This is a genomic window from Pseudomonas sp. PA-6-3C, from assembly GCF_021605825.1.
In the GTDB taxonomy this organism is placed as follows: domain Bacteria; phylum Pseudomonadota; class Gammaproteobacteria; order Pseudomonadales; family Pseudomonadaceae; genus Aquipseudomonas; species Aquipseudomonas edaphica.
In genome coordinates this window covers 58,418-83,881 of the sequence record NZ_WKDV01000020.1, presented here as the reverse complement: position 1 = coordinate 83,881, position 25,464 = coordinate 58,418, and the positions used below count along the sequence as shown (strand labels likewise).

Below are 25,464 nucleotides of genomic sequence, written 5' to 3'. Positions count from 1 at the left end.
TGGGCGGCTATCCGTAATTATCAAGGCTGCACCGTGCATCTGGGCCATCCTCCTCGCTCATCTCTGTTGCTGATATTGCTGTGCAGCACAGCTGCGCTGGCGGATGACCTGTTTCTCGACAGCCAGCCACTGCCGCAAGTGTTGACCGCCACACGCCTCAAGCAATCGGCCGCGGCCGTGCCCGGCAGCATGACGGTGATCGACAGCGAGCTGATCAAAGCCAGCGGCGCACGCGACATCGCTGAACTGCTGCGGCTGGTGCCGGGGATGATGGTCGGCTACACCACCGGCAACCAGGCGGCGGTGAACTACCACGGCACCAGCGCCAGCGACGCGCGACGCATGCAGGTGTTGATCGACGGGCGCTCGGTGTACCGCGCGGGCCTGGCCACCGTGGACTGGAGCGACATCCCGGTGGCCATGGAAGATATCGAGCGCATCGAGGTGTTCCGTGGCCCCAACACCGTCAGCTACGGCGCCAACGCGCTGATGGCGGTGGTCAATATCCTCACGCGCTCACCGGCCAACAGCCATGGTTCGCGGATTAAAGTCATCCGTGGCCAACGCGGCATCAACGACTATTACGCCAGCCAGGGTGTGGGCTGGGAAACCGGTGACTTGCGCCTGTCCTTGTCCGGCCAGCAGGACGATGGCTTTGACAGTGATGCCGTCGGTGCCGACCGTCGTGACGGCCGCCGCCTCAACCGCTTCAGCCTGGCGGTGAGCCAGACCCTGAATGCGCAACAGAGTCTCGATTGGCAATTTGATGCTAAGGAAGGCACCAACCAGCGTCCTTATACCTACCTGCCGGTGTTCGCAGGGATTACCGAAGGCGGCACCAATTCCGATGCCGTCGCCAAGGACTATGCCGGGTCGTTGCGCTGGAACTTCGACTTCAGCCCCGAACACAGCCTGTACATTCAAGGCTCGGCCCAGCAATGGGACCGCCAGCAGGTCTGGAAAGCCTGTGACGCCAAGGTCTCGTTCAGCCCGGAACTGACGCAGTTGTGGCAGTTGAACCCCAACTATGCCGAACGGTTGGCGCGGCACATGGACACCTACAGCCAGGGCGTTGCACCACCCGGCAGTGCCGCCGAACAAACGCTGGGCAACCAGGTGCTCGACCAGTGGCGCAACGGCGCTAACCAAAGCGTGTGCGGCGACATCGACCAAAGCACCCGCGAAAGCCGCTACGACCTGGAGATTCAGGACACCCTGAGCCTGTCCGATAGCCTGCGCCTGGTCAGCGGCATGAACTACCGTTACGACCGCGCCGACTCCGACACCTACTTCAACGGCACCCTCGACGACACCACCTGGCGCTTGTTCGGCCACCTGGAATGGCGCGCCAGCGAACACTGGCTGCTGCAAGGCGGCGCCATGTACGAAGACACCCACCTGAGCGGCAACTCGCTGACGCCACGGGTGGCGGTCAACTACCTGATCAACCCGCGCCACGGCTTGCGGGCGGTGTACTCCGAGGCGATTCGCTCGCCGGACATGTTCGAGAACAACGTCAACTGGAGTTACCGCGTCACCAATTTGAGCTCCCCGACCTACGGGCAGAACTCCGGGCAATATTTTGTGGTAACGCGAGGCCCCGGCAACCTCGATAAAGAGTTGATGCGTTCACGAGAGCTGGGCTACAACGGCTTCTTTGCCGATTTCGGGTTGAATGTCGACGTGAAACTGTTCTACGACGAAATCACCGAGATGATCAGCTCGCCGCTGCGCAACAACCAATACATTGCCAGCAACGCCAACAGCGCACGGTTCACCGGCGCCGAATCGCAGTTCGACTGGCGCATGAGCAATACCGACCGTCTGCGCCTGACCTATGCTTACGTCGACGCCGCTTCCAGCAACCCGCTGGACAAGGCGCAAACCGCGCGCAACAGCGGCTCGGCCGGTTGGCTGCGCGAGTGGGGCCACGGCTGGTCCAGTGCGCTGTTCTACTATGGCGACGATGCGCTCAACCAATATCGCTTCGAACGGGTCGACCTGCGGGTGGCCAAGCGCATTGCCCTGGGCAAAGCCAATGTGGAGCTGGCCGGCATGTTGCAACAACGCCTCGATAACCAGCCCACCACCTGGGCCGATAACAACTACGACAGTCGCCATGTCCTGTATTTCAGCGCGGAGCTGGAATTCTGACATGGGCGCTCAGTCACGGATGACCCCCTTCTTTATCTTTCGGCTCTGGCGCCGCGCCTTGCTGCTGGTGTGCCTGTTGCTGACCGCGCCGGCGTGGAGCGCCGATATCCTGTTGACCGCCGCCGAAGACGGTGCCGGCGTTCAGGCATTTACCCTGGCCCTCGCCCAGCAACGCCCCGAAGACCAGGTGAGCTTTGTCCCGCTCAAAGACTTGCCCGCGCCGAGCCAGTTGCCGCCCGGCACGCGCCTGATCCTGCTGGACCTGCCCGGCCTCGACTGGCGCCTGCAGGATGACCAGGGCCCGCCGACCCTGGTGTTGCGCATCAGCCGCTTACAGGCACGCCAGCGCCTGGGCACCACCCACCCGGCAAAAATCAGCCTGTTGTGGAGCGACCCGCCGCTGGCGCGCCAACTCAAGCTGATCGCCAACATCCTGCCGCAGGCCCAACGCATCGGTGTGCTCTATGGCAGCGACAGTGAGTTCCTGCTGCCGGAGTTGCGCGAGTATGCAGCGCCCATGGGCCTGGAAATCGTGGCGCAACGCTGGGACAACATTAACGACAGCCGCCCGTTGCAAAACCTGCTCAAGAACAGTGACGTGCTGCTCGGGCTCGACGACCCGCAGTTGTACAACCCGAAAACCGTGAAGAACCTGTTGCTCAGCAGCTACGCCCAGCAACTGCCGCTGGTGGGGCCCAACGCCGGGTTCGTCAAGGCCGGCAGCCTGGCCAGCACCTACAGCGACCAGGCCGACTGGCTGGCGGTGCTCGACCGGCTGCTGGATCATCCACCAGCCAACTGGCCACGCAGCCTGTACCCGCAACACTTCAAAGTCGTGGGTAATCCGCAGGTCGCGCGCTCACTGGGGATCGAACAGGTGGACGAAACCGCCGTCGCCGCCCGCCTGGCCGAAGGAGAAAAACGCCCATGACCTTGCGCCGTCGTTGGGACATCAACACCCGCACCCAGCTCATCACCCTGGGCCCGGCGCTGTTGCTGACCTTGCTGTTGATCAGCTTCTTTACCTTCGTGCGTATCCAGGACCTACGCCAGGAACTCGACCACACCGGCCAGTTGATCGCCAACCAACTGGCCCCGGCCACGGAGTACGGGGTGATTTCCGGCAACAACGATGTGCTCGAAAGCCTGCTGCGTGCCACGCTGGCCACCCCGCATGTGCGCTTCCTGGAGATTCAGGACAGCACTGAGAACATCCTGGTGTACGTCGAACAACCTTCGGAAAAACACGACCGTTCGCTGTCGGTGAAAGTGTTCCAGGCGCCCATCCGCTTACAGCATATCCAGCTGGGCAATGACTTTTTCCAGGACAACCTCAACGAACCCAAGGCGCCGCGTGCCGATTACCTGGGCCGGGTGATCGTCGGCATGTCCAACGACGCCTTCAGCCAGCGCCAGCAGGAGATTCTGTTCAAGGCCGGCATCCTCGCACTGTTCGCCCTGCTGTTTACCTTCCTGCTCGCGCGACGCCTGGCCGCGAGCCTGTCGCAGCCGATCAGCGCCATGGGCCACGCGGTAAAAGCCATCCAGCAAGGCGACTACAAGACACCGCTGCCGATTGTCGATGATTCGGAGCTGGGCGACTTGTCGCGGCACATCAACAACCTCGCCGAAGGCCTTAACCAGGCCAGCCGCGAACAGCACCAGGCCATGGCCCAGTTGATCCAGACCCGCGAAGAAGCCGAACGGGCCAACAACGCCAAGTCGGACTTCCTGGCGATGATGAGCCACGAGTTGCGCACGCCCATGAACGGCGTGCTGGGTATGCTGCAACTGCTGGAAACCACCGAGATGACCGAGGAGCAGACCGAGTACGCGGCGCTGGCCTCGGAGTCCACCGAGCACCTGCTTAAAGTCATCAACGACATCCTCGATTTCTCACGTATCGAACGCGCCGCGCTGGAGCTGGAACATATCGCCTTCAACCTGGCGGACCTGATCAACAGTTGCGCCCAGGCCTTCCAGCACAGCGCACAGCAACGTGGCCTGAGCCTGGAATTACCGATTCCGCTGGGCATGGACGCCTTGCGCGTGAGGGGTGACCCGACGCGTATCCGCCAAATCCTGGTGAACCTGATCGGTAACGCGCTCAAATTCACCGAGCACGGCAGCGTCACCGTCGAGCCCCATTGGCAAACTCTCGACCATGAACTGGTGTGGTTCACCTGCACGGTGCGCGACAGCGGCATCGGGATTTCCGCTGAACGCCTGGAGCTGATGTTCGATGCGTTCCAGCAGGCTGACAGTTCCATTTCCAGACGTTACGGCGGCACCGGCCTGGGCCTGCCTATTGCTCGCACGCTGGCCGAACGAATGGGCGGCACGTTGCGCGCGCAAAGCCAGGAAGGCCGTGGCTCGGTATTTACCCTGGAAATTCCACTGGCCATCGACCAGCACAGCTTGCCGGCGATCGCCCTGGACGCCGAGGGCAAGGCCAGCGCGGGTGATGGCCGCCATGTGTTGCTGGTGGAAGACAACCCGGTCAACCGCACCGTGGTCGAGGCCATGTTGCGCAGCCTGGGCTTTGAAGTGAGCCTGGCCACCGATGGCGCCGAGGCAATCCGCAGCGCCGAGAGCCTGATTTTTACCGCGATCCTGATGGATTGCCGCCTGCCGCTGATCGACGGCTACGAAGCCACCCGCCGGATTCGCCAACTGCCCGGCTGCGCCGACCTGCCGATTATCGCGTTGACGGCCAACGCCTTGCAGGGCGATCGCGAAGCCTGTCTGGCAGCCGGAATGAACGATTACCTGGCCAAGCCGTTCAAACGCACGGATTTGCAGCAAATACTGCAGCGCTGGGTGCAATAGCGCCGCGCCATCAACCAACTGCGACTGGCGCGAGAGACGAAAGTGCGGCAGTCTTAGGCACCCAAACGGGCCGATAAACAGGCTCGGTTTAAAATTTCAGTGAACAAGTGTACATTGAGTACCTTGACGCTGTGACTTTCACTACAACGCAATAGTCTATGTGTAGGCTGCCGGTATGAGGCATGAACGCTTCATTCGGTCCGGGAAGATTTACCCTGCCCTGCCGCATGGGATTATTGAGGAGCTCGCATGACCAAACAAAACGCCTTTACTCGGGAAGACCTGCTGCGCTGCAGTCGCGGTGAGCTGTTCGGCCCAGGTAACGCGCAACTGCCCGCCCCGAACATGCTGATGGTGGATCGCATCACCCATATCAGCGAAGAGGGTGGCAAGTACGGCAAAGGTGAATTGGTCGCCGAGCTGGATATCACCCCTGACCTGTGGTTCTTCGCCTGCCATTTCGAAGGCGACCCTGTGATGCCGGGCTGCCTGGGCCTTGATGCCATGTGGCAACTGGTCGGTTTCTACCTGGGCTGGCAAGGCCTGCCAGGTCGCGGCCGCGCCCTGGGTTCGGGCGAAGTGAAGTTCTTTGGCCAGGTCCTGCCGACTGCCAAGAAAGTCACCTACAACATTCAAATCAAGCGCGTCCTCAAGGGCAAGCTGAACCTCGCTATCGCCGACGGTTCGGTGACTGTCGACGGTCGCGAGATCTATACTGCCGAAGGCCTTCGGGTCGGCGTATTCACTTCCACTGACAACTTTTAAGGGTTATCCGCATGCGCCGCGTCGTTATCACTGGTCTGGGCATTGTTTCTTGCCTGGGCAATGACAAAGAGACCGTCACCGCTAACCTGCGTGCAAGTCGCCCTGGCATCCGCTTCAACCCGGAATATGCCGAAATGGGTCTGCGTAGCCAGGTTTCCGGCTCCATTGACCTGCCCCTCGAAGAACTGATTGATCGCAAGATCTATCGCTTCGTCGGCCACGCTGCCGCTTACGCTTACCTGGCCATGAAAGACGCCATTGCCGATTCCGGCCTGAGCGAAGACCAGGTTTCGAACGTACGCACCGGCCTGATCGCCGGCTCCGGCGGCGCATCGACCCTCAACCAGATGGAAGCGCTGGACATCCTGCGCGAAAAAGGCGTGAAACGCGTTGGCCCGTACCGTGTAACGCGGACCATGGGCAGCACTGTTTCGGCCTGTCTGGCCACCCCGTTCCAGATCAAGGGTGTGAACTACTCGATCTCCTCTGCCTGCGCCACCAGTGCTCATTGCATCGGTACTGCGGTCGAGCAGATCCAGCTGGGCAAGCAGGACATCGTTTTCGCTGGCGGCGGCGAAGAAGAACATTGGAGCCAGTCGTTCCTGTTCGACGCCATGGGCGCGCTGTCCACCCAGTACAACGAAACCCCGGAAAAGGCCTCCCGCGCCTACGACGCCAAGCGTGACGGCTTCGTCATCGCCGGCGGTGGCGGCATGGTGGTGGTCGAGGAGCTGGAACACGCTCTGGCCCGTGGTGCAAAAATCTACGCGGAAATCGTCGGCTACGGCGCTACTTCCGACGGTTACGACATGGTTGCGCCGAGCGGCGAAGGTGCCATTCGTTGCATGCAGATGGCCATGTCCACCGTGGACACCCCAATCGACTACCTGAACACCCACGGCACTTCGACTCCGGTCGGCGATGCCAAGGAAATGGAAGGCGTGCGTGCGGTATTCGGTGACAAGGCTCCGGCCATCAGCTCCACCAAGAGCCTGTCGGGTCACTCCCTGGGCGCCGCCGGCGTTCACGAAGCGATCTACTGCCTGCTGATGATGGAAGGCAACTTCATGGCCGGCTCGGCCAACATCGACGAGATCGACCCGGTCGTCGCCGATATGCCGATCCTGACCAAGACCGTTGAAAACGCAAAAATCGACACCGTGATGAGCAACAGCTTCGGCTTCGGTGGCACCAACGCCACCCTGGTACTGAAACGCTGGCAGGGCAAGTAAGCCCCGCAGGTTGATCACCTGGAAAAGCCCCGACTGGTTCGGGGCTTTTTTGTGGGCAATGGAATGAGACCGAGTCGCCTACATCGCAGGCAAGCCAGCTCCCACATATGACGGTGTTCGCCATTCAACATGTGGGAGCTGGCTTGCCTGCGATAGCGTCACCTCGGTCCCAAGCCCTACACCGAAAACCGCGCCACCATGGTATTCAGGTCCACCGCCAACCGCGACAACTCCTGGCTCGCCGCACTGGTCTGGTTAGCGCCCGTCGACGTCTGATGCGCCAGGTCGCGAATATTCATCAAATTGCGATCCACCTCCCGCGCCACCGCTGCCTGCTGCTCCGAGGCACTCGCAATCACCAGGTTGCGCTCGTTGATCAAGGTAAAGGCCGACGCAATCTCCTCCAACGCCGTGCCCGCCGACTTGGCGATATCCAACGTAGAGCGCGCCCGCGTATTGCTCTGCTGCATCGAACTGACAGCTTGATCGGTGCCTTGCTGAATCCCGCTTATCATCAATTCTATTTCCTGAGTCGACTGCTGCGTGCGATGGGCCAGTGCCCGCACTTCATCGGCCACCACCGCAAACCCACGCCCGGCATCGCCCGCGCGCGCCGCTTCGATCGCGGCATTCAGCGCCAGCAAGTTGGTCTGCTCGGCAATCGAGCGAATCACATCCAACACCTTGCTGATGCCATAGACCTTCTGCGCCAAGTCCTCAACCTGGGTCGCGTTGGATGTGACGTCATCGGCCAGCGCTTCAATCGACACCACGGTCTGATGCACCTGCTCGCGCCCACGCTGGGCAATGCGGTCAGACTCACGGGACGCCTGTGACGTGGCCACCGCATTGCTCGCCACCTCCTCCACCGCCGCGGTCATCTGGTTGACCGCCGTGGCCGCCTGTTCAATTTCCTGGTTCTGCTGGTGCAAACCACGGGTCGCATCTTCAGTCACACAACTGAGTTCTTCAGAAGCCGAGGCCAATTGGTTCGAAGACTCGGCAATCCGTCGAATGGTGTCGCGCAGGTTCTCCTGCATGCCCTTGAGCGCCTGCTGCAAGCGCGCGGGTTCATCGTTGCCGGTTACGTTGATCTCACCAGTGAGGTCGCCGCCTGCCACGCCCTGGGCAACCTTCAGCGACTGCGCCAACGGCAGCACGATGCTGCGGGTCAGCCATACCGCCAGGCCAATGGTGATCAATGCTGTGAGCACTATCATGCCAACCACCCATGTGCGCGATTGGGTGAACACGCTCTGCGCGAGGTTCGCGGCCTGGTTGGCACTGGCCTTGTTCAAGGCGACCAGGTCGTGCAGGGTCGCGGCCATCTCATCGGCCAGTTGATTCATCTCCCCATTGACGATCCTGACCGCATCCTCCAGCTGGTTGGCCTTGGAAAACGCCATCACCTGCTCCTGACGTTGCAGGTATTGCTGCTCCTGGTTTTTGAAACGATCAAACAGCACACGCTCTTCGGGCAGTACGATCAACCCTTCGTAGAGCGTCTGCGCATGGTGCAGGCCGTTTTTCAGGTCGGTGAGCTTCTGTTCGTTCTGCGCCAGCGCCTGCGGGTCACGGTTGACCACCAAACGCAGGGTGAGGGCACGCACCCGCAACAGGTCCTGGCTCATCTCCCCCACCGCCATCACGCTGGGCAGCCAGTTGTTCTCCACCTGATCGGACTGCTGGCGCATATTGGCCATCTGCAGCAGGGCGAAGCCGCCCAGGGCAAACACCATCAATGCCAGCACGCCAAAGCCTAAGCCTGCGCGCGGGGCGATATTCAAACTACGGATACTCATGCCTGGATTCCTTCCGAATGCGCTGCATCCACCTGCAGCAGGTCTCCTGAAAGGTATCGGCCCTTTGTCGCGTTTGCGTAAGACGAAAACGCGATATCAACGCGCTTGGCAATCGCGCGGGCAGCCATTGGAAAAAACACGGAACACTGAAGTGCCGGCATGCTCTATAACTGCATGACCTTTTACTGCCCTCGTGAGGTTTGCCATGCCTGTTACCGTCAATACGCTTAACCACGACAACTTTCGCCACAGCGTGAACATCAACAACCACGAACTGTTCACCGACCTGCCCAAGAGCCTGGGCGGTGATGATTCGGCGCCCTCGCCCCACGATTATTTCGACGCCGCCCTGGCCTCGTGCAAGGCGCTGACCGTCAAGCTCTACGCGCAGAAAAAAGACATCCCGCTCACCGGCGTCACCGTGGAAGTTACCCACGACAGCTCAGAGGAGCAAAAAGGCAAGTACAAGCTCAACGTCAAGCTGACGCTCAAGGGCGTACTCAGCGATGAGCAGCGCGATGAGCTGCATCGCGTCGCCGATAAGTGCCCGGTACACAAGCTGATGACCACTGCCGACGTCACCATCGAAACCAAACTGTCCGAAGGCGCTTTCAGCCAGTAGCCCCAACCTCCCGTCGAGCGGGTTATGCTCAGTAGCACCTAACCCGCTCAGACAGGGACGCCCCATGACCACCCTTACCGTGATCCGCCCGCGCGCCGAAGACGTCGAAGGCCAGCCGATCCTGCGACCGCTGCCGTCACGCGAATGCCGCAGCGTCGGGCCTTTTGTGTTTTTCGACCATATGTTGTCGACCCGCTATGCACCCGGCACCGGCATGAATATCCGCCAGCACCCGCATATCGGGCTGTCCACCCTCACCTACCTGTTCGAAGGCGCCCTGCAACACAAGGACAGCCTGGGCTCGGACCAGGTAGTGCAAGCCGGTGACGTCAGCTGGATGACCGCCGGCAGCGCAATTGCCCACGTCGAGCGCACGCCCGAAGCCCTCAAGGCCAGTGGTTTCAGCCTGCACGGCCTGCAGGTGTGGCTGGCCTCGCCCAAGGACCATGAAACCGGGCCGGGCCACTACAGCCATCACCCGGCGGCAAGCCTGCCGGTGAGCGATAACCTGGGCGTGCAGATTCGCCTGATCGCAGGCGCGGGCTTCTGCCTTAAATCGCCGGTGCCGGTGCTGTCGCCTACGTTATATGCCGAGGTGCAGATGCACACGGCCACGACGCTGCTGATCCCGGATGAGCATGAGGAGCGCGCGGTGTATGTGCTGGACGGCGAGGTGCAGTTGGACGGTGAGGCAGTGGAGGCGCATAGCCTGGTGGTATTGCCGAGCGGGCAGGAAATGACCTTGTTTGCCGAAAGCGATTGCCACGTGGTGGTGTTCGGCGGCGCGCCGCTGGATGGGCCACGCCGGATCAATTGGAATTTTGTCGCGAGCGATCCGGCGGTGATTGAACAGGCCAGGCAGCGCTGGGCGGCCGGGGATTGGCCGACGGTGCCGGGTGAATCTGAAAGGATTGAGTTGCCTGTCAGATAGCTATCGCAGGCAAGCCAGCTCCCACATGTTGAATGTATTCACAGTTCAACGTGTGGGAGCTGGCTTGCCTGCGATGAGGCCGGAACAGGCGCTAAAGCTTTAGCCCTTGAACACTTCATCCAGCAAGTTATGCATCGACTGAAACGCACGCTTGGCCGTCTTCGCGTCGTACATCATCTTGCCCGGCACATTGGCGTGCGGGTCAGTAAAGGAATGCACCGCGCCGCCGTAGCTCAGCAGTTGCCAATCCACACCGGCGGCGTTCATTTCTTGCTCAAACGCCGGCAGTTGCTCTTTCGGCACCAACGGATCGGACGCGCCGTGCAGCACCAGCACCGAACCCTTGACGTGCTTGGCACCGGCCGGGTTTTGTGTGTCGATCGTGCCGTGGAACGACACAGCAGCCTTCAACGGCGCACCGGTGCGTGCCAGCTCCAGCGAGCAGAAACCACCAAAGCAGAAACCGAAGGTCGCCAGCTTCGAGGTATCAACGGCCGCTTCGGTCTGGCTTTGCAGTTGCTCAAAGGCCGCCTGCATGCGCTTGAGCAGCGCCGGGTTATCGTTCTTCAACGGCATCATCGCAGCGCCGGCTTCATCGCCATTCGTCGGGCGCACGGTCTGCCCGTACAGGTCGGCGATCAGTACCACGTAGCCTTGGCTGGCCACGCTCTTGGCGATTTCCTCGGCACCCGCACTCACCCCCATCCAGTTCGGCGCCATCAGCAGGCCCGGCAGCGGGCCCTTGTGGCTGGCATCGAACGCCAGGCGGCTTTCATAAGACTGGCCATCAATCTGATAGACCACGGAACGTACAGTGACTTGGCTCATCATTTACTCCAGTTGAGGTGCGTTAGAACGAAAAAACCCGCCGAAGCGGGTTTTTCTACAACGGTGTTAAACCGACAGTTCAACCAACAGCTTGTTCAGCCGGCGCACATACGCGGCCGGATCTTTAAGGCTGTCACCGGCAGCCAGGGCTGCCTGGTCGAAGAGGATGTGCGACAGGTCGCCAAAACGCTCTTCACTCTGCTCGCCATCGAGTTTCTCGATCAGCGGGTGAGCCGGGTTGAATTCGAAGATCGGCTTGGAATCCGGCACTTTCTGCCCGCTGGCTTCGAGGATCTGACGCATCTGCATGCCCAGGTCCTGCTCACCGATGGCCAGAATCGCCGGAGAGTCGGTCAGACGGTGGGAAACCCGCACTTCGCTGACGGCATCGCCCAAGGCAGTCTTGATCCGCTCAACCAGGCCTTCTTTGGCCTTGGCGACTTCTTCGGCTTCCTTCTTCTCTTCTTCGGAGTCCAGGTTACCCAGGTCCAGGTCACCACGGGCCACGTCGACGAAGGTCTTGCCGTCGAACTCGCTGAGGTAGCTCATCAGCCACTCGTCGATACGGTCGGTCAACAGCAGCACTTCGATGCCTTTCTTGCGGAAGACTTCCAGGTGCGGGCTGTTCTTGACCTGGGCGTAGGTTTCGCCGGTCAGGTAGTAGATCTTGTCCTGACCTTCCTTGGCGCGTGCCAGGTACTCGGCCAACGACACGATCTGCTCGCCGTCGTCACCCTGAGTCGAGGCAAAACGCAGCAGGCCGGCGATTTTTTCCTTGTTGGCGAAATCTTCTGCCGGGCCTTCTTTCATGACCTGGCCGAAGTTTTTCCAGAAGCCCTTGTATTGCTCAGGCTCGTTCTTCGCCAGTTTTTCCAGCATGTCGAGCACGCGCTTCGTTAGCGCCGACTTCATGGAGTCGATGATCGGGTCTTTCTGCAGGATTTCCCGCGACACGTTCAGCGACAGGTCGTTGGAGTCGACCACACCTTTGATGAAGCGCAGGTACAGCGGCAGGAACGATTCCGCCTGGTCCATCACGAACACGCGCTGCACGTACAGTTTCAGGCCTTTTGGCGCCTCACGCTGGTACAGATCGAATGGGGCACGGGCCGGTACATAAAGCAGCGAGCTGTATTCCAGCTTGCCTTCGACCTTGTTGTGGCTCCAGCTCAGCGGGTTCTCGTAGTCGTGAGCGATGTGCTTATAGAACTCCTGATACTCCTCGTCTTTGACTTCGGTACGAGGGCGGGTCCACAAGGCGCTGGCACGGTTGACCACTTCCCATTCCTGGGCAGGTTTCTCTTCGCCCTCGACAGCCGCTTGTTCTTTCGGCAGTTCGATCGGCAAAGCGATGTGGTCGGAGTATTTCTTGATGATATTGCGCAGTCGGTAGCCGTCGGCGAATTCATCTTCAGCGGCTTTGAGGTGCAGCACGATACGCGTGCCACGGTCAGCCTTGTCGATAGTGGCGATTTCGAACTCGCCCTCACCTTTGGAGGCCCAGTGCACGCCTTCGCTGGCGTCAAGGCCAGCACGGCGGCTGAATACTTCAACCTTGTCGGCAACGATGAAGGCCGAGTAGAAGCCCACGCCGAACTGACCGATCAGGTGCGAATCTTTCTTCTGGTCGCCCGACAGATTCTTCATGAAGTCTGCGGTGCCGGACTTGGCGATGGTACCCAGATGGGTAATCGCGTCTTCACGGCTCATGCCGATGCCGTTGTCTTCGAGGGTGACGGTCTTGGCGTCCTTGTCAAAGCTCACACGGATTTTCAGTTCGGCGCCACCTTCCAGCAACTCAGGCTTGGAGAGGGCTTCGAAACGTAATTTGTCGACAGCGTCAGAGGCGTTCGAGATCAATTCGCGAAGGAAGATTTCCTTGTTGGAATACAGCGAATGGATCATGAGGTGCAGCAGTTGCTTCACCTCGGTCTGGAAGCCCAGGGTTTCCTTTTGAGTTTCCACACTCATGGTCATCAAACTCCAATTGGATGGCAGTGGCCGCGCCCGAAAGGGTTGGCGGCGGGTTGTCATCAAAGTTGGGGGCTAAGACCAGGATTTCAAGGGCGCACCAATTCCTCAATTTTGAAATGTGCGCGAGCGGTGGCAATCGGCTCAGCGGCGGTGCTTTGCCAGGCGGTGATCGCCACATTCGCCACCCGGCGGCCTTGGCGCCACACCTGGCATTTGGCGTAAGTGTCGCGAAACTGCCCGGCACGCAAGTAATCCAGGGAAAAATCGATGATTTTCGGCAAACCTGGCACACCGGTAAATACCAGCAAATGTAACGCTGCCGACAGCTCCATAAAGCCTGCGATCACACCGCCGTGCAGCGCTGGCAATATCGGGTTACCAATATTGTCCTTGTTGGCCGGCAGGCGAAACAGCAGCTCATCCCCCAACCTTGAGCATTCGATGCCGATCAGCTTGGCGTAGGGCACCAGGTTGAGCAACGCCTCATAGTCGCCGCGCTCATGGGCCTGTTCGAGGCGGGTCTTGAATCGATGCGTCATGCCTGGTCTCCCTTGATCGAATTGCCGAGTCCTTGCGTGCCTTTGAGGCGCTTGCCCATGCGCATGAAGGTGCCCACCACATGGGCGATGGGTTGCTGAGGATCATCCTGGTAGGCAAAGCCACGGGTAAAGATCACGTCGGTGGTCACCCGGTAGCATTGTGCAAAGCCATACACCGGCTTGTGCGGCTCGGCGGGATGCATGTAGTCGACGCGCAAATCCAGGGTCGGGCACACCTCGAACTCCGGCAGTACGCACAGCGTGGCCATGCCGCAGGCGGTGTCCATCAGTGAGGTCAGCGCGCCGCCGTGAATCACGCCGGTCTGAGGGTCACCGACGATATGCGGGCCGTAAGGCAGGGCCAGCGTCATGCCCTCCTCGCTGGCGGCATGCACGATAATGCCCAGCACCTGGCAATGGCGCAGGGCCAAAACAAAGCGTGTGGCACGCTCTAACAAGGGATTTTCGGTCATGTGTGCAGACTCTTATTAGTGTGGGTTTGCGCAGTAGCCGGGACAGGACTAAAAGTTCCTTGGCAGCGGTGTTTTATATATCTTTGAAACAAAAGGAACTAATGCTGGCCGTCCAAGCTCGAAAGGCCAGTAGATATCTTCAATAAGGAGAAACACCCCATGCGCAAGACTTTAGCTATTTCCATGATGTTGGCCGCTGCCCTCGGTCTCGCTGCCTGCGATAAGAAATCCGAAGACAAAGCCCAAGATGCCGCCGCGCATTCTGAGCAAGCTCAGAAGGACATGGCGAAAGCACAGGATAAAGTGAACGACGCTGCGAAAGAAAACGCCGATGCTGCCAAAGCTCAGGCTGAATCGAACGAAGCCGCCGCGAAAGAAGCTGCACCTGCTGCACCTGCAGAACCTGCCAAGAACTAATAGCCTGGCATTTGCTGCAAAAAGAAAGCCCGCTTACATAGCGGGCTTTACTTTGCCTGCGATTTATAGAATTTGATTAACCCTGGGTGCCACTCATCAAGACACAGTTTCTTTAGCCGGCTCGGCTACCGGCATATCGGTCGGCGTATAAACCATCACCTGCAGTACGTCGGAATGAAACTCGCGGCGATACAGCACCAGTACCACACCGCTGCTCATCAACATGAACAACCAGGGGCTGACAAACCAGGCCAGCATGGTCATGCCGAAGTAATACGAGCGCAGGCCAAAGTTGAACTGGTTGGCCGCCATCGAAATCACCCGCGCCGCCCGCAGGGCAAATGCCTTTCGCTCCTGCTCCGACACCTGCCGCTCTCCGATCATCGGCGCCGAGCCCACCAGCACGGCGGCAAAGTTGTATTGGCGCATGCACCAGCTGAAGGTGAAGAACGCGTAGACGAACACCAGCGCCAGGCACAGCAGCTTGATTTCCGACATGCCCTGTGACGCCTGCTGCACCATGGGGATGTCCGCCAACAACGATACCGCACGCTCGGACGCGCCCAGCACGGTGAGAATACCGGCGAGAATAATCAACGTGCTGGAGGCGAAGAACGAGGCATTGCGCTCCAGGTTGCCGATCACACTGGCGTCGGCAATCCGGTTATCGCGCAGCAGCATACGGCGCATCCAGTCTTCGCGATACAGGTGCAGCACGCTGGCCAGGCAGGCGGTGTCTCGGGCTTTCCAACTGGCATAGCGGGTGTAGCCACCCCAGCACAGGGCAAACCAGAAGGCGGCCAGCAGGTGGATTTGATTGGTTTCGATGAACGACATGCAGGGCCTTGTATACGATGATTAAAGACAAACACGGTTAAAAATGTGGGAGCTGGCTTGCCTGCGATGGCGGTGGATCAGGCGACACAGCAGTGACTGAACCGACGCCATCGCAGGCAAGCCAGCTCCCACATTGACCGAACTCCAACTTTAGAGCGTTGTGGTCTTGCAGGCATAAAAAATGCCCCGTATCGATTGATACGGGGCATTTCAGTACAGCGTGAAACCGCGGCTTAGGCGATGGCTTCGCTACGCTTGCCGAGCATACGGTCAACCACTACCGCCACGCCGAGCGTCATCACCGACGGCACCAGCCATGCCAGGCCTTGCTCACTCAGCGGCAGGTGCGCCAACTGTGCAGGCATCCAATCGGCCAAGCCAGCGCCTTTAAGCGCGTCGATGCAACCAAAGATGAACGACACCAGCATCACCGGGCCAACAATACGGCCCTGCTCCTGCCAGAAGTCTTTGCAGAAGCTCAGGGCCACCAGCACGATGCACGGCGGGTAGATCGCGGTGAGCACCGGGATCGAGAAGGCAATCAGCTTGGTCAGGCCCAGGTTGGACACGAACAGCGAGAACAGCGCCAGGATCACCACCAGCGTCTTGTAAGACAATGGCAGCACTTTGCTGAAGTACTCGGCGCAAGCACAGGTCAGGCCCACGGCAGTGACCAGGCACGCCAGGGAGATCAGCACAGCGAGGAAGCCACTGCCCAGGGAGCCGAAGGTGTGTTGCACGTAGGCGTGCAACACTGCCGCGCCATTGCTGGCACCGGCCGCCACCGCGTGGCTGCCCGAACCCAGGCGGAACAGGCTGATATACACCAGCGCCAGGCCCACGCCGGCTATCAGCCCGGCGATGATCGCATAGCGAGTGATCAGCTTTGGCGACTCAACACCACGGGAACGAATCGCGTTGACGATGACGATACCGAACACCAGCGCGCCGAGGGTATCCATGGTCAAGTAGCCATTGATAAAGCCCTGGGAGAACGGTGCAGCGACGTATTCCGGGGTGGCAACACCGACATCACCGGCCGGCAAGGCAAACGCAGCGATGCCCAGCACGGCCAGGGCGATGATCTTCAACGGTGCGAGAAAACGCCCTACCGTGTCCAGCAGACGCCCTGGGTACAGGGAAATGAAGAACACCAGCAGGAAGTACACCGAGCTGTAGAGGAACAGCGCCAGCGGGCTTTCGCCGGTCAGCGGCGCCAGGCCCACTTCAAACGAAACAGTCGCGGTGCGCGGGGTGGCGAACAGCGGACCTACCGCCAGGTACGCCGCCGCCGCCAGCAGGCCACCGGCGATCTTGCCGATCGGGCTGCTCAATGCGTCCATGCCGCCGCCGACCTTGGCCAGCGCGATCACGGTAACCACCGGCAAGCCAACTGCGGTGATCAGGAAGCCCAGCGCTGCCATCCAGACGTGAGGCCCGGACTGCAAACCAACGATAGGCGGGAAGATGATGTTGCCGGCGCCCACGAACAGGGCAAAAGTCATAAAGCCTAACGCCAGGATGTCCTGGCTTTTCAACACTTTCATTTCAGGAAATACCACACTACTGAATCGGAATTTAGAGAGGGATTCCCTGTGGATGAGGGAACTGCTGCCGGCCCTGATGGGGACCGACCGGTCTAGCGCGCGGCTTCCTTTTGGGAGGCGGACGCATAAAGAGGCGGCTAGAGTACAGAAATAAGCCGACAAACGCACTGTTGCGGGGCGGACTGTCCGATAAGCGACATCCAAATGTCGCGTTTTCATACTTAATTTGGCAGTGCCGTCCCTGTGGGAGCTGGCTTGCCTGCGATAGCGATCTGTCTGTGCCAAATGTGTTGGCTGACACACTGCTATCTCAGGCAAGCCAGCTCCCACATTTGACCGAGTAAATCTGCCAAAAAATGGGCAAATCCAGAATGCACAAAGGCCACCCGAAGGTGGCCTTTGTGTGGTGAAGCGTCAGCTAAGCGCGAAGCTTACTTGACAGCCCAACCGGTCAGTTCGGACAAAGCCTTGCCGATATCTGCCAGCGAACGCACGGTTTTAACGCCTGCGTCTTCCAGGGCAGCAAACTTCTCGTCTGCTGTGCCCTTGCCGCCAGAGATGATTGCGCCAGCATGGCCCATGCGCTTGCCTGCAGGGGCAGTCACACCAGCGATGTAGGAAACAACCGGCTTGGTCACGTTGGCCTTGATGTAGGCAGCCGCTTCTTCTTCAGCCGAACCGCCGATCTCACCGATCATTACGATCGCCTCGGTCTTCGGGTCTTCCTGGAACAGCTTCAGGATGTCGATGAAGTTCGAACCTGGGATCGGGTCACCGCCGATGCCGACACAAGTCGACTGACCGAAACCGGCGTCAGTAGTCTGCTTGACAGCTTCGTAGGTCAGGGTGCCGGAACGCGAAACGATACCGACTTTGCCTGGCAAGTGAATGTGACCTGGCATGATGCCGATCTTGCATTCGCCTGGGGTGATCACGCCTGGGCAGTTAGGGCCGATCAGGACTACGCCCAGCTCGTCGCACTTAACTTTAGCGTCCAGCATGTCCAGGGTAGGAATGCCTTCGGTGATGCAAACGATCAGCTTGATGCCGCCGAATGCCGCTTCCAGGATCGAGTCTTTGCAGAAAGGAGCTGGAACGTAGATCACACTGGCGGTGGCGCCAGTGGCAGCTACAGCGTCTTTCACGGTGTTGAACACTGGCAGGCCCAGGTGCTCGGTACCGCCTTTGCCCGGAGTTACGCCGCCAACCATCTTGGTGCCGTATTCGATGGCTTGCTGGGTGTGGAAACTACCTTGCGAACCGGTAATACCCTGGCAGATAACTTTGGTGTCTTTATTGATCAGGACGCTCATTATTTGCCCTCCGCAGCTTTGACAACTTGTTGAGCAGCGTCGGTCAGGCTGGTAGCCGCGATGATGTTCAAACCGCTTTCTGCCAGTACTTTAGCGCCCAGTTCAGCGTTGTTACCTTCAAGGCGAACAACAACCGGGATTTTAACGCCAACTTCTTTCACTGCACCGATGATGCCTTCGGCAATCATGTCGCAACGAACGATGCCGCCGAAGATGTTGACCAATACTGCGGCGACGTTGGAGTCGGACAGGATGATCTTGAACGCTTCGGTAACGCGTTCTTTGGTAGCACCGCCGCCCACGTCGAGGAAGTTGGCTGGTTTGCCGCCATGCAGGTTGACGATGTCCATGGTACCCATGGCCAGGCCAGCACCGTTGACCATGCAACCGATGTTACCTTCCAGGGCTACGTAGTTCAGTTCGAACTTGGCAGCGTGCGCTTCGCGCGGATCGTCTTGCGACGGATCGTGGAAAGTCTTCAGCTTAGGCTGACGGTACATGGCGTTGGCGTCGATGTTGATCTTGGCGTCGAGGCAGTGCAGATCGCCGTCAGCCTTGATCACCAGTGGGTTCACTTCCAGCAGGGCCAGATCGTGATCCTGGAACAGTTTGGCCAGACCTACGAAGATCTTGGCGAACTGGGCAACTTGCTTGCCTTCCAGGCCCAGCTGGAAAGCCAGCTCGCGACCCTGGAATGGCTGAGCGCCAACCAGTGGATCGATAGTGGCTTTCAGAATTTTTTCTGGGGTTTCTTCGGCGATCTTCTCAATGTCCACGCCACCTTCGGTGGAAGCCATGAACACGATGCGACGGCTCGAACGGTCAACGACAGCGCCCAGGTACAGCTCTTTAGCGATATCAGTGCACGATTCAACCAGGATCTTGGTGACTGGTTGGCCATTGGCATCAGTCTGGTAAGTCACCAGACGCTTGCCCAGCCACTGCTGTGCGAAGGCCTTGGCGTCTTCTTTGCTGCGAACCAGCTTGACGCCGCCCGCTTTACCGCGACCACCGGCGTGGACCTGGGCTTTGACAACCCATTCGGTACCACCGATTTTGTCGCAAGCTTCTGCTGCTGCTTCCGGGGTGTCTACTGCGTAACCCTTGGATACTGGCAGGCCGTATTCAGCGAACAGCTGCTTACCCTGATACTCGTGAAGATTCATGCTTTTTACCGTCTTCGTTAGGTACTGCGCATTCGGCGCTGCGCTCATTATGAGTGCCGCACCACCTGTGACTGCTGCTTGCACAATTTGCGAGGCTTAAGACCCGTAAAACTGTGCAAGGCTGCGTCCAGCGGATATTCCGCGGTGAGTCTTGCGCGCAAGGCTCACGACGGGCAACTCCGCCGTGGTTTCTTATTATCTCGCTTAGCGCTTCTTGCGGTTGGCGATGTGGATGGCGCCGCCATTCACTGCCAACGCTGCTTCGTGCAACGCTTCGGACAGGGTCGGATGGGAGAAGACCATCATGCCCAGGTCTTCGGCACTGGTGCCGAATTCCATACCGATCGCGCCCTGCTGAACCAGTTCTGCAGCGCTCGGGCCAATCACGTGGACGCCCAATACGCGGTCAGTCTTGGCATCAGCGATGACTTTGACAAAACCACCGGTGTCGTTAGCTGCCATGGCACGGCCAGAAGCGGCAAACGGGAAGGTGCCGACGTTAACTTCAACGCCTTCAGCTTTCAACTGCTGTTCGTTCTTGCCGACCCATGCAATTTCCGGGTGGGTGTAGATAACCGATGGGATCAGGTCGTAGTTCATCTGGGTTTTATGACCCTTGATGCGCTCGACAACCATGATGCCTTCTTCGGAAGCCTTGTGCGCCAGCATCATGCCGCGAACCACGTCGCCGATGGCATACACGCCTGGCACGGTAGTAGCGCAATGATCGTCAACGTGGATGAAACCACGCTCGTCGATGTTCACGCCGCTGTCGGAAGCCAGCAGGTCGGTGGTCACTGGACGGCGACCCACGGCTACGATCAGCTTGTCGAAGGTGATGGTCTGCTCGCCTTCTTTATCGGTGTAGGTCACAACGACTTCTTCGCCGTTGACCTTGGAACCGGTAACACGGGCGCCCAGCTTGATATCCAGACCTTGCTTGGTCAGGGTTTTCAGCGCTTCTTTGGACACTGCAGTGTCGGCAGCCAGCAGGAACGTGTCCAGGGCTTCCAGCACAGTCACTTCAGAACCCAGGCGCGACCATACCGAACCCAGTTCCAGGCCGATTACGCCAGCGCCGATCACGCCCAGACGCTTGGGAACCGCTTGGAATTCCAGGGCGCCGGTCGAATCAACGATCACGTTCTGGTCAACAGGAGCAGGCGGAATGTCGATTGGACGCGAACCTGGTGCCAGGATCACGTTTTCGGCTTCGATGACTTCAACCGAGCCGTCCGGCTTGGTGATTTCAACTTTCTTGCCAGCCAGCAGCTTGCCGTGGCCTTGCAGGGAAGTGACGCCGTTGGCCTTGAACAAGGTGGCAACGCCGGAAGTCAGGCCTTTAACGATGTTGGCTTTACGGCCGACCATTGCTGGCACGTCCATGGTCACGCCAGCATGGTTGATGCCGTGGATCGCGAAACCGTCTTGGGCTTCGTGGAATTTCCAGGAGCTGTCCAGCAGCGCCTTGGAAGGAATGCAACCAACGTTCAGGCAAGTACCGCCCAGCGCCAGTTTGCCTTCCTTGTCGGTGTATTTTTCGATGCAAGCAGTCGAGAGGCCCAGTTGTGCGGCCTTGATCGCGGCAACGTAGCCGCCAGGACCGGCACCAATCACTACAACGTCAAATTTCTGTGTCATGAAAATAGATCCTCTATTCAGCGACAAGCTTCAAGCGACAAGCTGCAAGCCAAGCTGCTTTTTCCTACAGCTTGTAGCTCGCAACTTGCAGCTGCGTCTTTAGATGTCCAGCAGCAGACGAGCCGGGTCTTCCAGCAGGTTCTTGATGGTTACCAGGAAAGTCACGGCTTCTTTACCATCGATCAGGCGGTGATCGTACGACAGCGCCAGGTACATCATCGGGCGGATCACGACTTGGCCGTTGATGGCCATCGGACGCTGGATGATGTTGTGCATGCCCAGGATCGCAGCTTGCGGCGGGTTGACGATCGGGGTCGACATCATCGAACCGAAGGTACCACCGTTAGTGATGGTGAAGGTACCGCCGGTCATCTCGTCGATGGTCAGCTTGCCGTCACGGGCTTTCTTGCCGAAGCCGGCGATGCCGCCTTCGATTTCAGCCAGGCTCATCAGCTCGGCGTTACGCAGAACCGGTACTACCAGGCCACGGTCGCTGGACACGGCAACGCCGACGTCTGCATAGCCGTGGTAAACGATGTCGCTGCCGTCGATGGAAGCGTTGACTGCCGGGAAGCGTTTCAGCGCTTCGGTGGCCGCTTTCACGAAGAACGACATGAAGCCCAGGCGCACGCCATTGTGGGACTTCTCGAACAGATCCTTGTACTTCGAACGCAGGGCCATGACTTCGGTCATGTCGACTTCGTTGAAGGTGGTCAGCATCGCCATGTTCGACTGTGCTTCAACCAGACGCTTGGCCACGGTGGCACGCACGCGGGTCATCGGTACGCGCTTCTCGGTGCGGTCGCCAGCAGCGAACACAGGCGCAGCGGCAGCAGGTGCTGCAGCCTTGGCCGGTGCAGCAGCCGGAGCGTTTTTCTTGGCTTCGACAGCAGCAACCACGTCTTCCTTGGTTACGCGGCCGTCTTTGCCGGTGCCCTTGAGGGACGCCAGGTTGATGCCGTTTTCTTCAGCCAGCTGACGCGCAGCCGGTGCAGCGATCGGGTCTTCACCACCTGCAGCCGGAGCGGCAGCGGCAGCTGGAGCAGCAGCGGCGGCCGGAGCAGCAGCGGCGGCCGGAGCAGGAGCAGCAGCGCCGCCCGCTTCGATCGAGCCCAGGATCTGGTTCGACAGGACGGTAGCGCCCTCTTCAGCCACGATCGCGCCCAGCACGCCGTCAGCTTCGGCCAACACTTCCAGAACGACTTTGTCGGTCTCGATGTCGACGATCAGGTCGTCACGCTTTACAGCGTCGCCTGGTTTCTTGTGCCAGGTGGCAACGGTGCCATCGGCAACCGATTCCGGGAATGACGGGGCTTTGATTTCGATAGCCATTATCTGTGGGTCCTTAAAATTCGGTTTCAGTCAGCGCGAAGGCGTTAAACAGTGAAAGCATCTTGCAGCAGTTTTTCCTGCTGCTCGGCGTGCATCGACGCATAACCACACGCAGGTGCAGCAGAAGCATCACGACCGGCGTACTCCAGGCCCAGGCCTGTTTTGTGGTTACCGATACTGCGACGCAAATGATGCTGGCTGCTGTACCACGCGCCCTGGTTCATCGGTTCTTCCTGGCACCACACCGCGTGGGTGAGGTTGGTGTAAGGCGCGATGGCCTCCATCAGGTCGTCTTCCGGGAACGGGTAAAGCTGCTCGATACGCACGATGGCGATGTCTTCGCGGCCTTCGGCACGGCGTTTTTCCAGCAAGTCGTAGTAAACCTTGCCGCTGCACAGGACCAGGCGAGTGACCTTGGCAGCGTCCAGGGTGTCGATTTCTGGAATCACGGTCTGGAACGAACCGTCGGCCAGATCTTCCAGGGTCGAGATGGCCAATTTGTGACGCAACAGCGATTTCGGGGTCAGCACTACCAGCGGCTTGCGCAGCGGGCGGATCACCTGACGACGCAGCAAGTGGTAGATCTGGGCCGGGGTAGTCGGCACGCACACCTGGATGTTGTGCTCGGCGCACAGCTGCAGGTAACGCTCCAGACGGGCCGAGGAGTGCTCCGGACCCTGACCTTCATAACCGTGTGGCAGCAACATGGTCAGACCGCACAGACGGCCCCACTTGTGCTCACCGCTGGTGATGAACTGGTCGATAACCACCTGGGCACCGTTGGCGAAGTCGCCGAACTGGGCTTCCCAGATCACCAGCGCATTTGGCGTGGTGGTGGAGTAGCCGTATTCGAACGCCAGTACGGCTTCTTCGGACAGGAACGAGTCGTACAGGTCGAAACGTGGCTGGCCTTCGTACAGGTGTTGCAGCGGTACGTAGGTGGTCGCGTCTTTCTGGTTGTGCAGTACCGCGTGACGGTGCGAGAACGTACCACGGCCGATGTCCTGGCCGGTCATGCGGATCGGGTGACCTTCGAACGCCAGGGTCGCGTACGCCATGGTTTCGGCGTAACCCCAGTTGATCGGCAGGCCGCCGGCTTGCATCTTCTGACGGTCTTCGTAGATCTTCGCAACCTGGCGCTGCACCACGAAGCCATCTGGAATTTCCAGCAGCTTGGCGGACAGTTCCTGCAGGGTCTTGAGGTCGAACGAGGTGTCGTGACGCGCCGTCCAGGCGTGGCCCAGGTACGGGCGCCAGTCCACGAACAGCTCTTTGTTCGGCTCTTTAACCAGGCTTTTCACTACATGCAGGCCGTTGTCCAGCGCGTTGCGGTATTCGTCGACTTTCGCCTGAACACGCGCATCGTCAACCACGCCGGCCGTAATCAGGCTGTCGGCGTACAGTTCACGGGTGGTGCGCTGCTTGGTGATCTGCTGGTACATCAACGGCTGGGTGCCGCTCGGCTCATCCGCTTCGTTGTGACCGCGACGGCGGTAGCAAACCAGGTCGATGACCACGTCACGCTTGAACTGCATGCGGTAGTCGATGGCGAGCTGGGTCACGAACAACACGGCTTCCGGATCATCACCATTCACATGGAGGATCGGCGCCTGGATCATCTTGGCAACGTCGGTCGCGTACTCGGTAGAGCGCGCGTCCAGCGGGTTGCTGATGGTGAAACCGACTTGGTTGTTGATGACGATGTGAACCGTACCGCCGGTCTTGAAGCCGCGAGTCTGCGACATCTGGAACGTTTCCAGGACCACGCCTTGACCGGCGAACGCCGCGTCACCGTGGATGGAAATCGGCAGGACTTTCTCACCGGTGGAATCGTTACGACGATCCTGGCGAGCACGCACCGAACCCTCGACCACCGGAGAAACGATTTCCAGGTGGGACGGGTTAAAGGCCATGGCCAGGTGAACTTCACCGCCGGTAGTCATTACGTTGGACGAGAAGCCCTGGTGATACTTGACGTCACCGGAACCCAGCTCGACCTTCTTCTTGCCTTCGAACTCGTCGAACAGTTCACGCGGGTTCTTGCCGAAGGTGTTGACCAACACGTTCAGGCGACCACGGTGAGCCATGCCGATCACGATTTCCTTGGTGCCGTAGGAACCGGAACGCTGGATCAGCTCGTCGAGCATTGGAATCAGGCTTTCGCCGCCTTCCAGGCCGAAACGCTTGGTGCCCGGGTATTTGGTACCCAGGTATTTCTCGAGGCCTTCGGCCGCGGTCACGCGCTCCAGCAAGTGGCTGCGCACGTCGGCGGACAAAACCGGACGGCCACGCACACCTTCCAGGCGATGCTGGAACCAGTGGCGCTGCTCGGAATCGGTGATGTGCGTAAACTCAGCGCCGATGGTGCGGCAATATGTCTGCTGCAACGCTTCGTGAATTTCGCGTAGGCTCGCTTCCTCTTTGCCGATGAACAGGTCGCCGGCACGGAAGGTCGTATCAAGATCGGCATTGGTCAAGCCGTAATGATTGATCGACAGGTCAGCAGGTGCAGGACGCTTCCAGAGCCCCAGCGGGTCAAGCTGGGCCGCCTGGTGGCCACGCATCCGGTAAGCCTGGATCAGTCGCAATACTTCAACTTGCTTCTTCTCATGCTCGCTGCTCACGCTACCGGCGGAAACCGGTTGGGCGCGGCGCTGGTTCTTTGCCAGCAGCACAAATTGATCGCGAATTGTTGCGTGCGATACATCGGTGGCAGCGTTGCCGTCTGAAGACAACGTCTGAAATTTGGTGCGCCATTCTTCTGGCACAGCGTTAGGGTCGTGCAGGTAGAGCTCATAAAGCTCTTCCACATAGGCAGCGTTACCACCTGAAAGATAGCCGCTGTTCCACATGCGCTGCATCACGCTTTCTTGCATGCTTGGTCACCCTCGATTTGGGGACACCACCGGCGAAAACACCGAGTTTGCTTGCAAAAGGCCAAGTGCAGCGACCAAAACAAGCCACTTAGGATCACGCTGATAGTTCGGGTACCAACCCGAATGCCCCTGCTTGTCTCATTTCTTCAAAATAAGAGCTGCGGCTTTGTAAGTCGCTGCTCAAGT

Annotated in this window: 20 protein-coding genes and 1 pseudogene; 8 read left to right on the top strand and 13 right to left on the bottom strand. The window is 59.4% G+C overall.

Annotated elements, in window-relative coordinates; genetic code table 11:
• The first annotated feature begins 33 nt into the window (after positions 1–33).
• The 5 genes from GIW48_RS15385 (at position 34) to fabB (ending at position 6,980) form a co-directional block, all read left to right on the top strand.
• Entirely contained in the window at positions 34–2,154 is a 2,121-nt protein-coding gene (locus GIW48_RS15385) for a TonB-dependent receptor plug domain-containing protein (protein WP_236460856.1), read from the top strand.
• Between the two features lies 1 nt (position 2,155).
• The gene (locus GIW48_RS15380; RefSeq protein ID WP_186617347.1) at positions 2,156–3,085 is read left to right on the top strand and encodes an ABC transporter substrate-binding protein; all 930 of its coding nucleotides are present in this window, start codon (positions 2,156–2,158) and stop codon (positions 3,083–3,085) included.
• A complete protein-coding gene (locus GIW48_RS15375; RefSeq protein ID WP_017134469.1) occupies positions 3,082–4,983 on the top strand; it encodes an ATP-binding protein in 1,902 nt (633 codons plus the stop codon). Before GIW48_RS15380 ends, GIW48_RS15375 begins: the two co-directional genes overlap by 4 nt.
• Before the next feature lie 249 nt (positions 4,984–5,232).
• Positions 5,233–5,748, top strand: a complete 516-nt coding sequence (gene fabA, locus GIW48_RS15370) for a 3-hydroxyacyl-[acyl-carrier-protein] dehydratase FabA (RefSeq protein ID WP_003210552.1) — start codon at positions 5,233–5,235, stop codon at positions 5,746–5,748.
• 11 nt (positions 5,749–5,759) lie between these two features.
• Positions 5,760–6,980: a beta-ketoacyl-ACP synthase I gene (fabB, locus tag GIW48_RS15365; RefSeq protein ID WP_017134470.1), complete on the top strand. Its 1,221-nt coding sequence runs from the start codon at positions 5,760–5,762 to the stop codon at positions 6,978–6,980.
• Positions 6,981–7,156: 176 nt separating this feature from the next.
• Here the strand turns inward: fabB and GIW48_RS29910 are convergent, their stop codons facing one another.
• Both GIW48_RS29910 and GIW48_RS29905 read right to left on the bottom strand, forming a co-directional pair.
• Complete coding sequence (locus GIW48_RS29910) at positions 7,157–8,020, bottom strand: methyl-accepting chemotaxis protein (protein ID WP_371318486.1); 864 nt, start codon at positions 8,018–8,020, stop codon at positions 7,157–7,159.
• Positions 8,012–8,782: pseudogene (locus tag GIW48_RS29905) on the bottom strand (MCP four helix bundle domain-containing protein); the annotation flags it as partial. The pseudogene GIW48_RS29905 and the gene GIW48_RS29910, both read right to left, overlap by 9 nt.
• A 205-nt stretch (positions 8,783–8,987) precedes the next feature.
• On the opposite strand from GIW48_RS29905, the gene GIW48_RS15355 reads away from it, so the two are divergent.
• A complete protein-coding gene (locus GIW48_RS15355) occupies positions 8,988–9,404 on the top strand; it encodes an OsmC family protein (RefSeq protein ID WP_099549021.1) in 417 nt (138 codons plus the stop codon).
• Positions 9,405–9,468: 64 nt separating this feature from the next.
• Complete coding sequence (locus tag GIW48_RS15350) at positions 9,469–10,335, top strand: pirin family protein (RefSeq protein WP_099549022.1); 867 nt, start codon at positions 9,469–9,471, stop codon at positions 10,333–10,335.
• 99 nt (positions 10,336–10,434) lie between these two features.
• On the opposite strand, the gene GIW48_RS15345 is transcribed toward GIW48_RS15350, so the two are convergent.
• From GIW48_RS15345 to GIW48_RS15330, 4 genes are all read right to left on the bottom strand, one after another.
• Positions 10,435–11,163: a dienelactone hydrolase family protein gene (locus tag GIW48_RS15345; protein ID WP_099549023.1), complete on the bottom strand. Its 729-nt coding sequence runs from the start codon at positions 11,161–11,163 to the stop codon at positions 10,435–10,437.
• A gap of 66 nt (positions 11,164–11,229) precedes the next feature.
• Positions 11,230–13,134: a molecular chaperone HtpG gene (gene htpG, locus GIW48_RS15340; protein ID WP_169985747.1), complete on the bottom strand. Its 1,905-nt coding sequence runs from the start codon at positions 13,132–13,134 to the stop codon at positions 11,230–11,232.
• An 89-nt stretch (positions 13,135–13,223) separates the two neighbouring features.
• Positions 13,224–13,676, bottom strand: a complete 453-nt coding sequence (locus tag GIW48_RS15335) for a PaaI family thioesterase (RefSeq protein ID WP_170039974.1) — start codon at positions 13,674–13,676, stop codon at positions 13,224–13,226.
• Entirely contained in the window at positions 13,673–14,149 is a 477-nt protein-coding gene (locus GIW48_RS15330; protein ID WP_017134477.1) for a PaaI family thioesterase, read from the bottom strand. The genes GIW48_RS15335 and GIW48_RS15330 overlap by 4 nt, the downstream gene beginning before the upstream one ends.
• 159 nt (positions 14,150–14,308) lie before the next feature.
• On the opposite strand from GIW48_RS15330, the gene GIW48_RS15325 reads away from it, so the two are divergent.
• Positions 14,309–14,566, top strand: coding sequence for a hypothetical protein (locus GIW48_RS15325; RefSeq protein WP_017134478.1), 258 nt, complete (start codon positions 14,309–14,311; stop codon positions 14,564–14,566).
• Positions 14,567–14,662: 96 nt separating this feature from the next.
• On the opposite strand, the gene GIW48_RS15320 is transcribed toward GIW48_RS15325, so the two are convergent.
• The 7 genes from GIW48_RS15320 to GIW48_RS15290 form a co-directional block, all read right to left on the bottom strand.
• A complete protein-coding gene (locus tag GIW48_RS15320; protein ID WP_017134479.1) occupies positions 14,663–15,403 on the bottom strand; it encodes a DUF599 domain-containing protein in 741 nt (246 codons plus the stop codon).
• Between the two features lie 233 nt (positions 15,404–15,636).
• Positions 15,637–16,950 carry a branched-chain amino acid transport system II carrier protein gene (brnQ, locus tag GIW48_RS15315; protein WP_056859730.1) on the bottom strand — a complete coding sequence of 438 codons (1,314 nt, stop codon included), beginning with the start codon at positions 16,948–16,950 and terminating at the stop codon, positions 15,637–15,639.
• A 431-nt stretch (positions 16,951–17,381) separates the two neighbouring features.
• Complete coding sequence (gene sucD, locus GIW48_RS15310) at positions 17,382–18,263, bottom strand: succinate--CoA ligase subunit alpha (RefSeq protein WP_056859731.1); 882 nt, start codon at positions 18,261–18,263, stop codon at positions 17,382–17,384.
• The gene (gene sucC / locus GIW48_RS15305; protein ID WP_003210567.1) at positions 18,263–19,429 is read right to left on the bottom strand and encodes an ADP-forming succinate--CoA ligase subunit beta; all 1,167 of its coding nucleotides are present in this window, start codon (positions 19,427–19,429) and stop codon (positions 18,263–18,265) included. The genes sucD and sucC overlap by 1 nt, the downstream gene beginning before the upstream one ends.
• A gap of 204 nt (positions 19,430–19,633) precedes the next feature.
• On the bottom strand, positions 19,634–21,070 hold the full coding sequence (gene lpdA / locus GIW48_RS15300) for a dihydrolipoyl dehydrogenase (protein ID WP_017134447.1): 1,437 nt from the start codon (positions 21,068–21,070) through the stop codon (positions 19,634–19,636).
• A gap of 99 nt (positions 21,071–21,169) precedes the next feature.
• Positions 21,170–22,402: a 2-oxoglutarate dehydrogenase complex dihydrolipoyllysine-residue succinyltransferase gene (gene odhB / locus GIW48_RS15295; RefSeq protein ID WP_170039972.1), complete on the bottom strand. Its 1,233-nt coding sequence runs from the start codon at positions 22,400–22,402 to the stop codon at positions 21,170–21,172.
• 44 nt (positions 22,403–22,446) lie between these two features.
• The gene (locus GIW48_RS15290; protein ID WP_017134445.1) at positions 22,447–25,278 is read right to left on the bottom strand and encodes a 2-oxoglutarate dehydrogenase E1 component; all 2,832 of its coding nucleotides are present in this window, start codon (positions 25,276–25,278) and stop codon (positions 22,447–22,449) included.
• Between the last annotated feature and the right edge of the window lie 186 nt (positions 25,279–25,464).

Bases quoted from the DNA above. Each gene is read 5' to 3' on its own strand.
- fabB (WP_017134470.1), top strand. From the start codon at position 5,760: ATGCGCCGCGTCGTTATCACTGGTCTGGGCATTGTTTCTTGCCTGGGC.
- GIW48_RS15335 (WP_170039974.1), bottom strand. From the start codon at position 13,676: ATGACGCATCGATTCAAGACCCGCCTCGAACAGGCCCATGAGCGCGGC.
- sucD (WP_056859731.1), bottom strand. From the start codon at position 18,263: ATGAGCGTCCTGATCAATAAAGACACCAAAGTTATCTGCCAGGGTATT.
- htpG (WP_169985747.1), bottom strand. From the start codon at position 13,134: ATGAGTGTGGAAACTCAAAAGGAAACCCTGGGCTTCCAGACCGAGGTG.
- GIW48_RS15320 (WP_017134479.1), bottom strand. From the start codon at position 15,403: ATGTCGTTCATCGAAACCAATCAAATCCACCTGCTGGCCGCCTTCTGG.
- GIW48_RS15375 (WP_017134469.1), top strand. From the start codon at position 3,082: ATGACCTTGCGCCGTCGTTGGGACATCAACACCCGCACCCAGCTCATC.
- GIW48_RS15355 (WP_099549021.1), top strand. From the start codon at position 8,988: ATGCCTGTTACCGTCAATACGCTTAACCACGACAACTTTCGCCACAGC.
- GIW48_RS15380 (WP_186617347.1), top strand. From the start codon at position 2,156: ATGGGCGCTCAGTCACGGATGACCCCCTTCTTTATCTTTCGGCTCTGG.
- odhB (WP_170039972.1), bottom strand. From the start codon at position 22,402: ATGGCTATCGAAATCAAAGCCCCGTCATTCCCGGAATCGGTTGCCGAT.
- sucC (WP_003210567.1), bottom strand. From the start codon at position 19,429: ATGAATCTTCACGAGTATCAGGGTAAGCAGCTGTTCGCTGAATACGGC.
- GIW48_RS15345 (WP_099549023.1), bottom strand. From the start codon at position 11,163: ATGAGCCAAGTCACTGTACGTTCCGTGGTCTATCAGATTGATGGCCAG.
- GIW48_RS15350 (WP_099549022.1), top strand. From the start codon at position 9,469: ATGACCACCCTTACCGTGATCCGCCCGCGCGCCGAAGACGTCGAAGGC.
- lpdA (WP_017134447.1), bottom strand. From the start codon at position 21,070: ATGACACAGAAATTTGACGTTGTAGTGATTGGTGCCGGTCCTGGCGGC.
- GIW48_RS29910 (WP_371318486.1), bottom strand. From the start codon at position 8,020: ATGCAGGAGAACCTGCGCGACACCATTCGACGGATTGCCGAGTCTTCG.
- brnQ (WP_056859730.1), bottom strand. From the start codon at position 16,950: ATGAAAGTGTTGAAAAGCCAGGACATCCTGGCGTTAGGCTTTATGACT.
- GIW48_RS15290 (WP_017134445.1), bottom strand. From the start codon at position 25,278: ATGCAAGAAAGCGTGATGCAGCGCATGTGGAACAGCGGCTATCTTTCA.
- GIW48_RS15330 (WP_017134477.1), bottom strand. From the start codon at position 14,149: ATGACCGAAAATCCCTTGTTAGAGCGTGCCACACGCTTTGTTTTGGCC.
- fabA (WP_003210552.1), top strand. From the start codon at position 5,233: ATGACCAAACAAAACGCCTTTACTCGGGAAGACCTGCTGCGCTGCAGT.
- GIW48_RS15325 (WP_017134478.1), top strand. From the start codon at position 14,309: ATGCGCAAGACTTTAGCTATTTCCATGATGTTGGCCGCTGCCCTCGGT.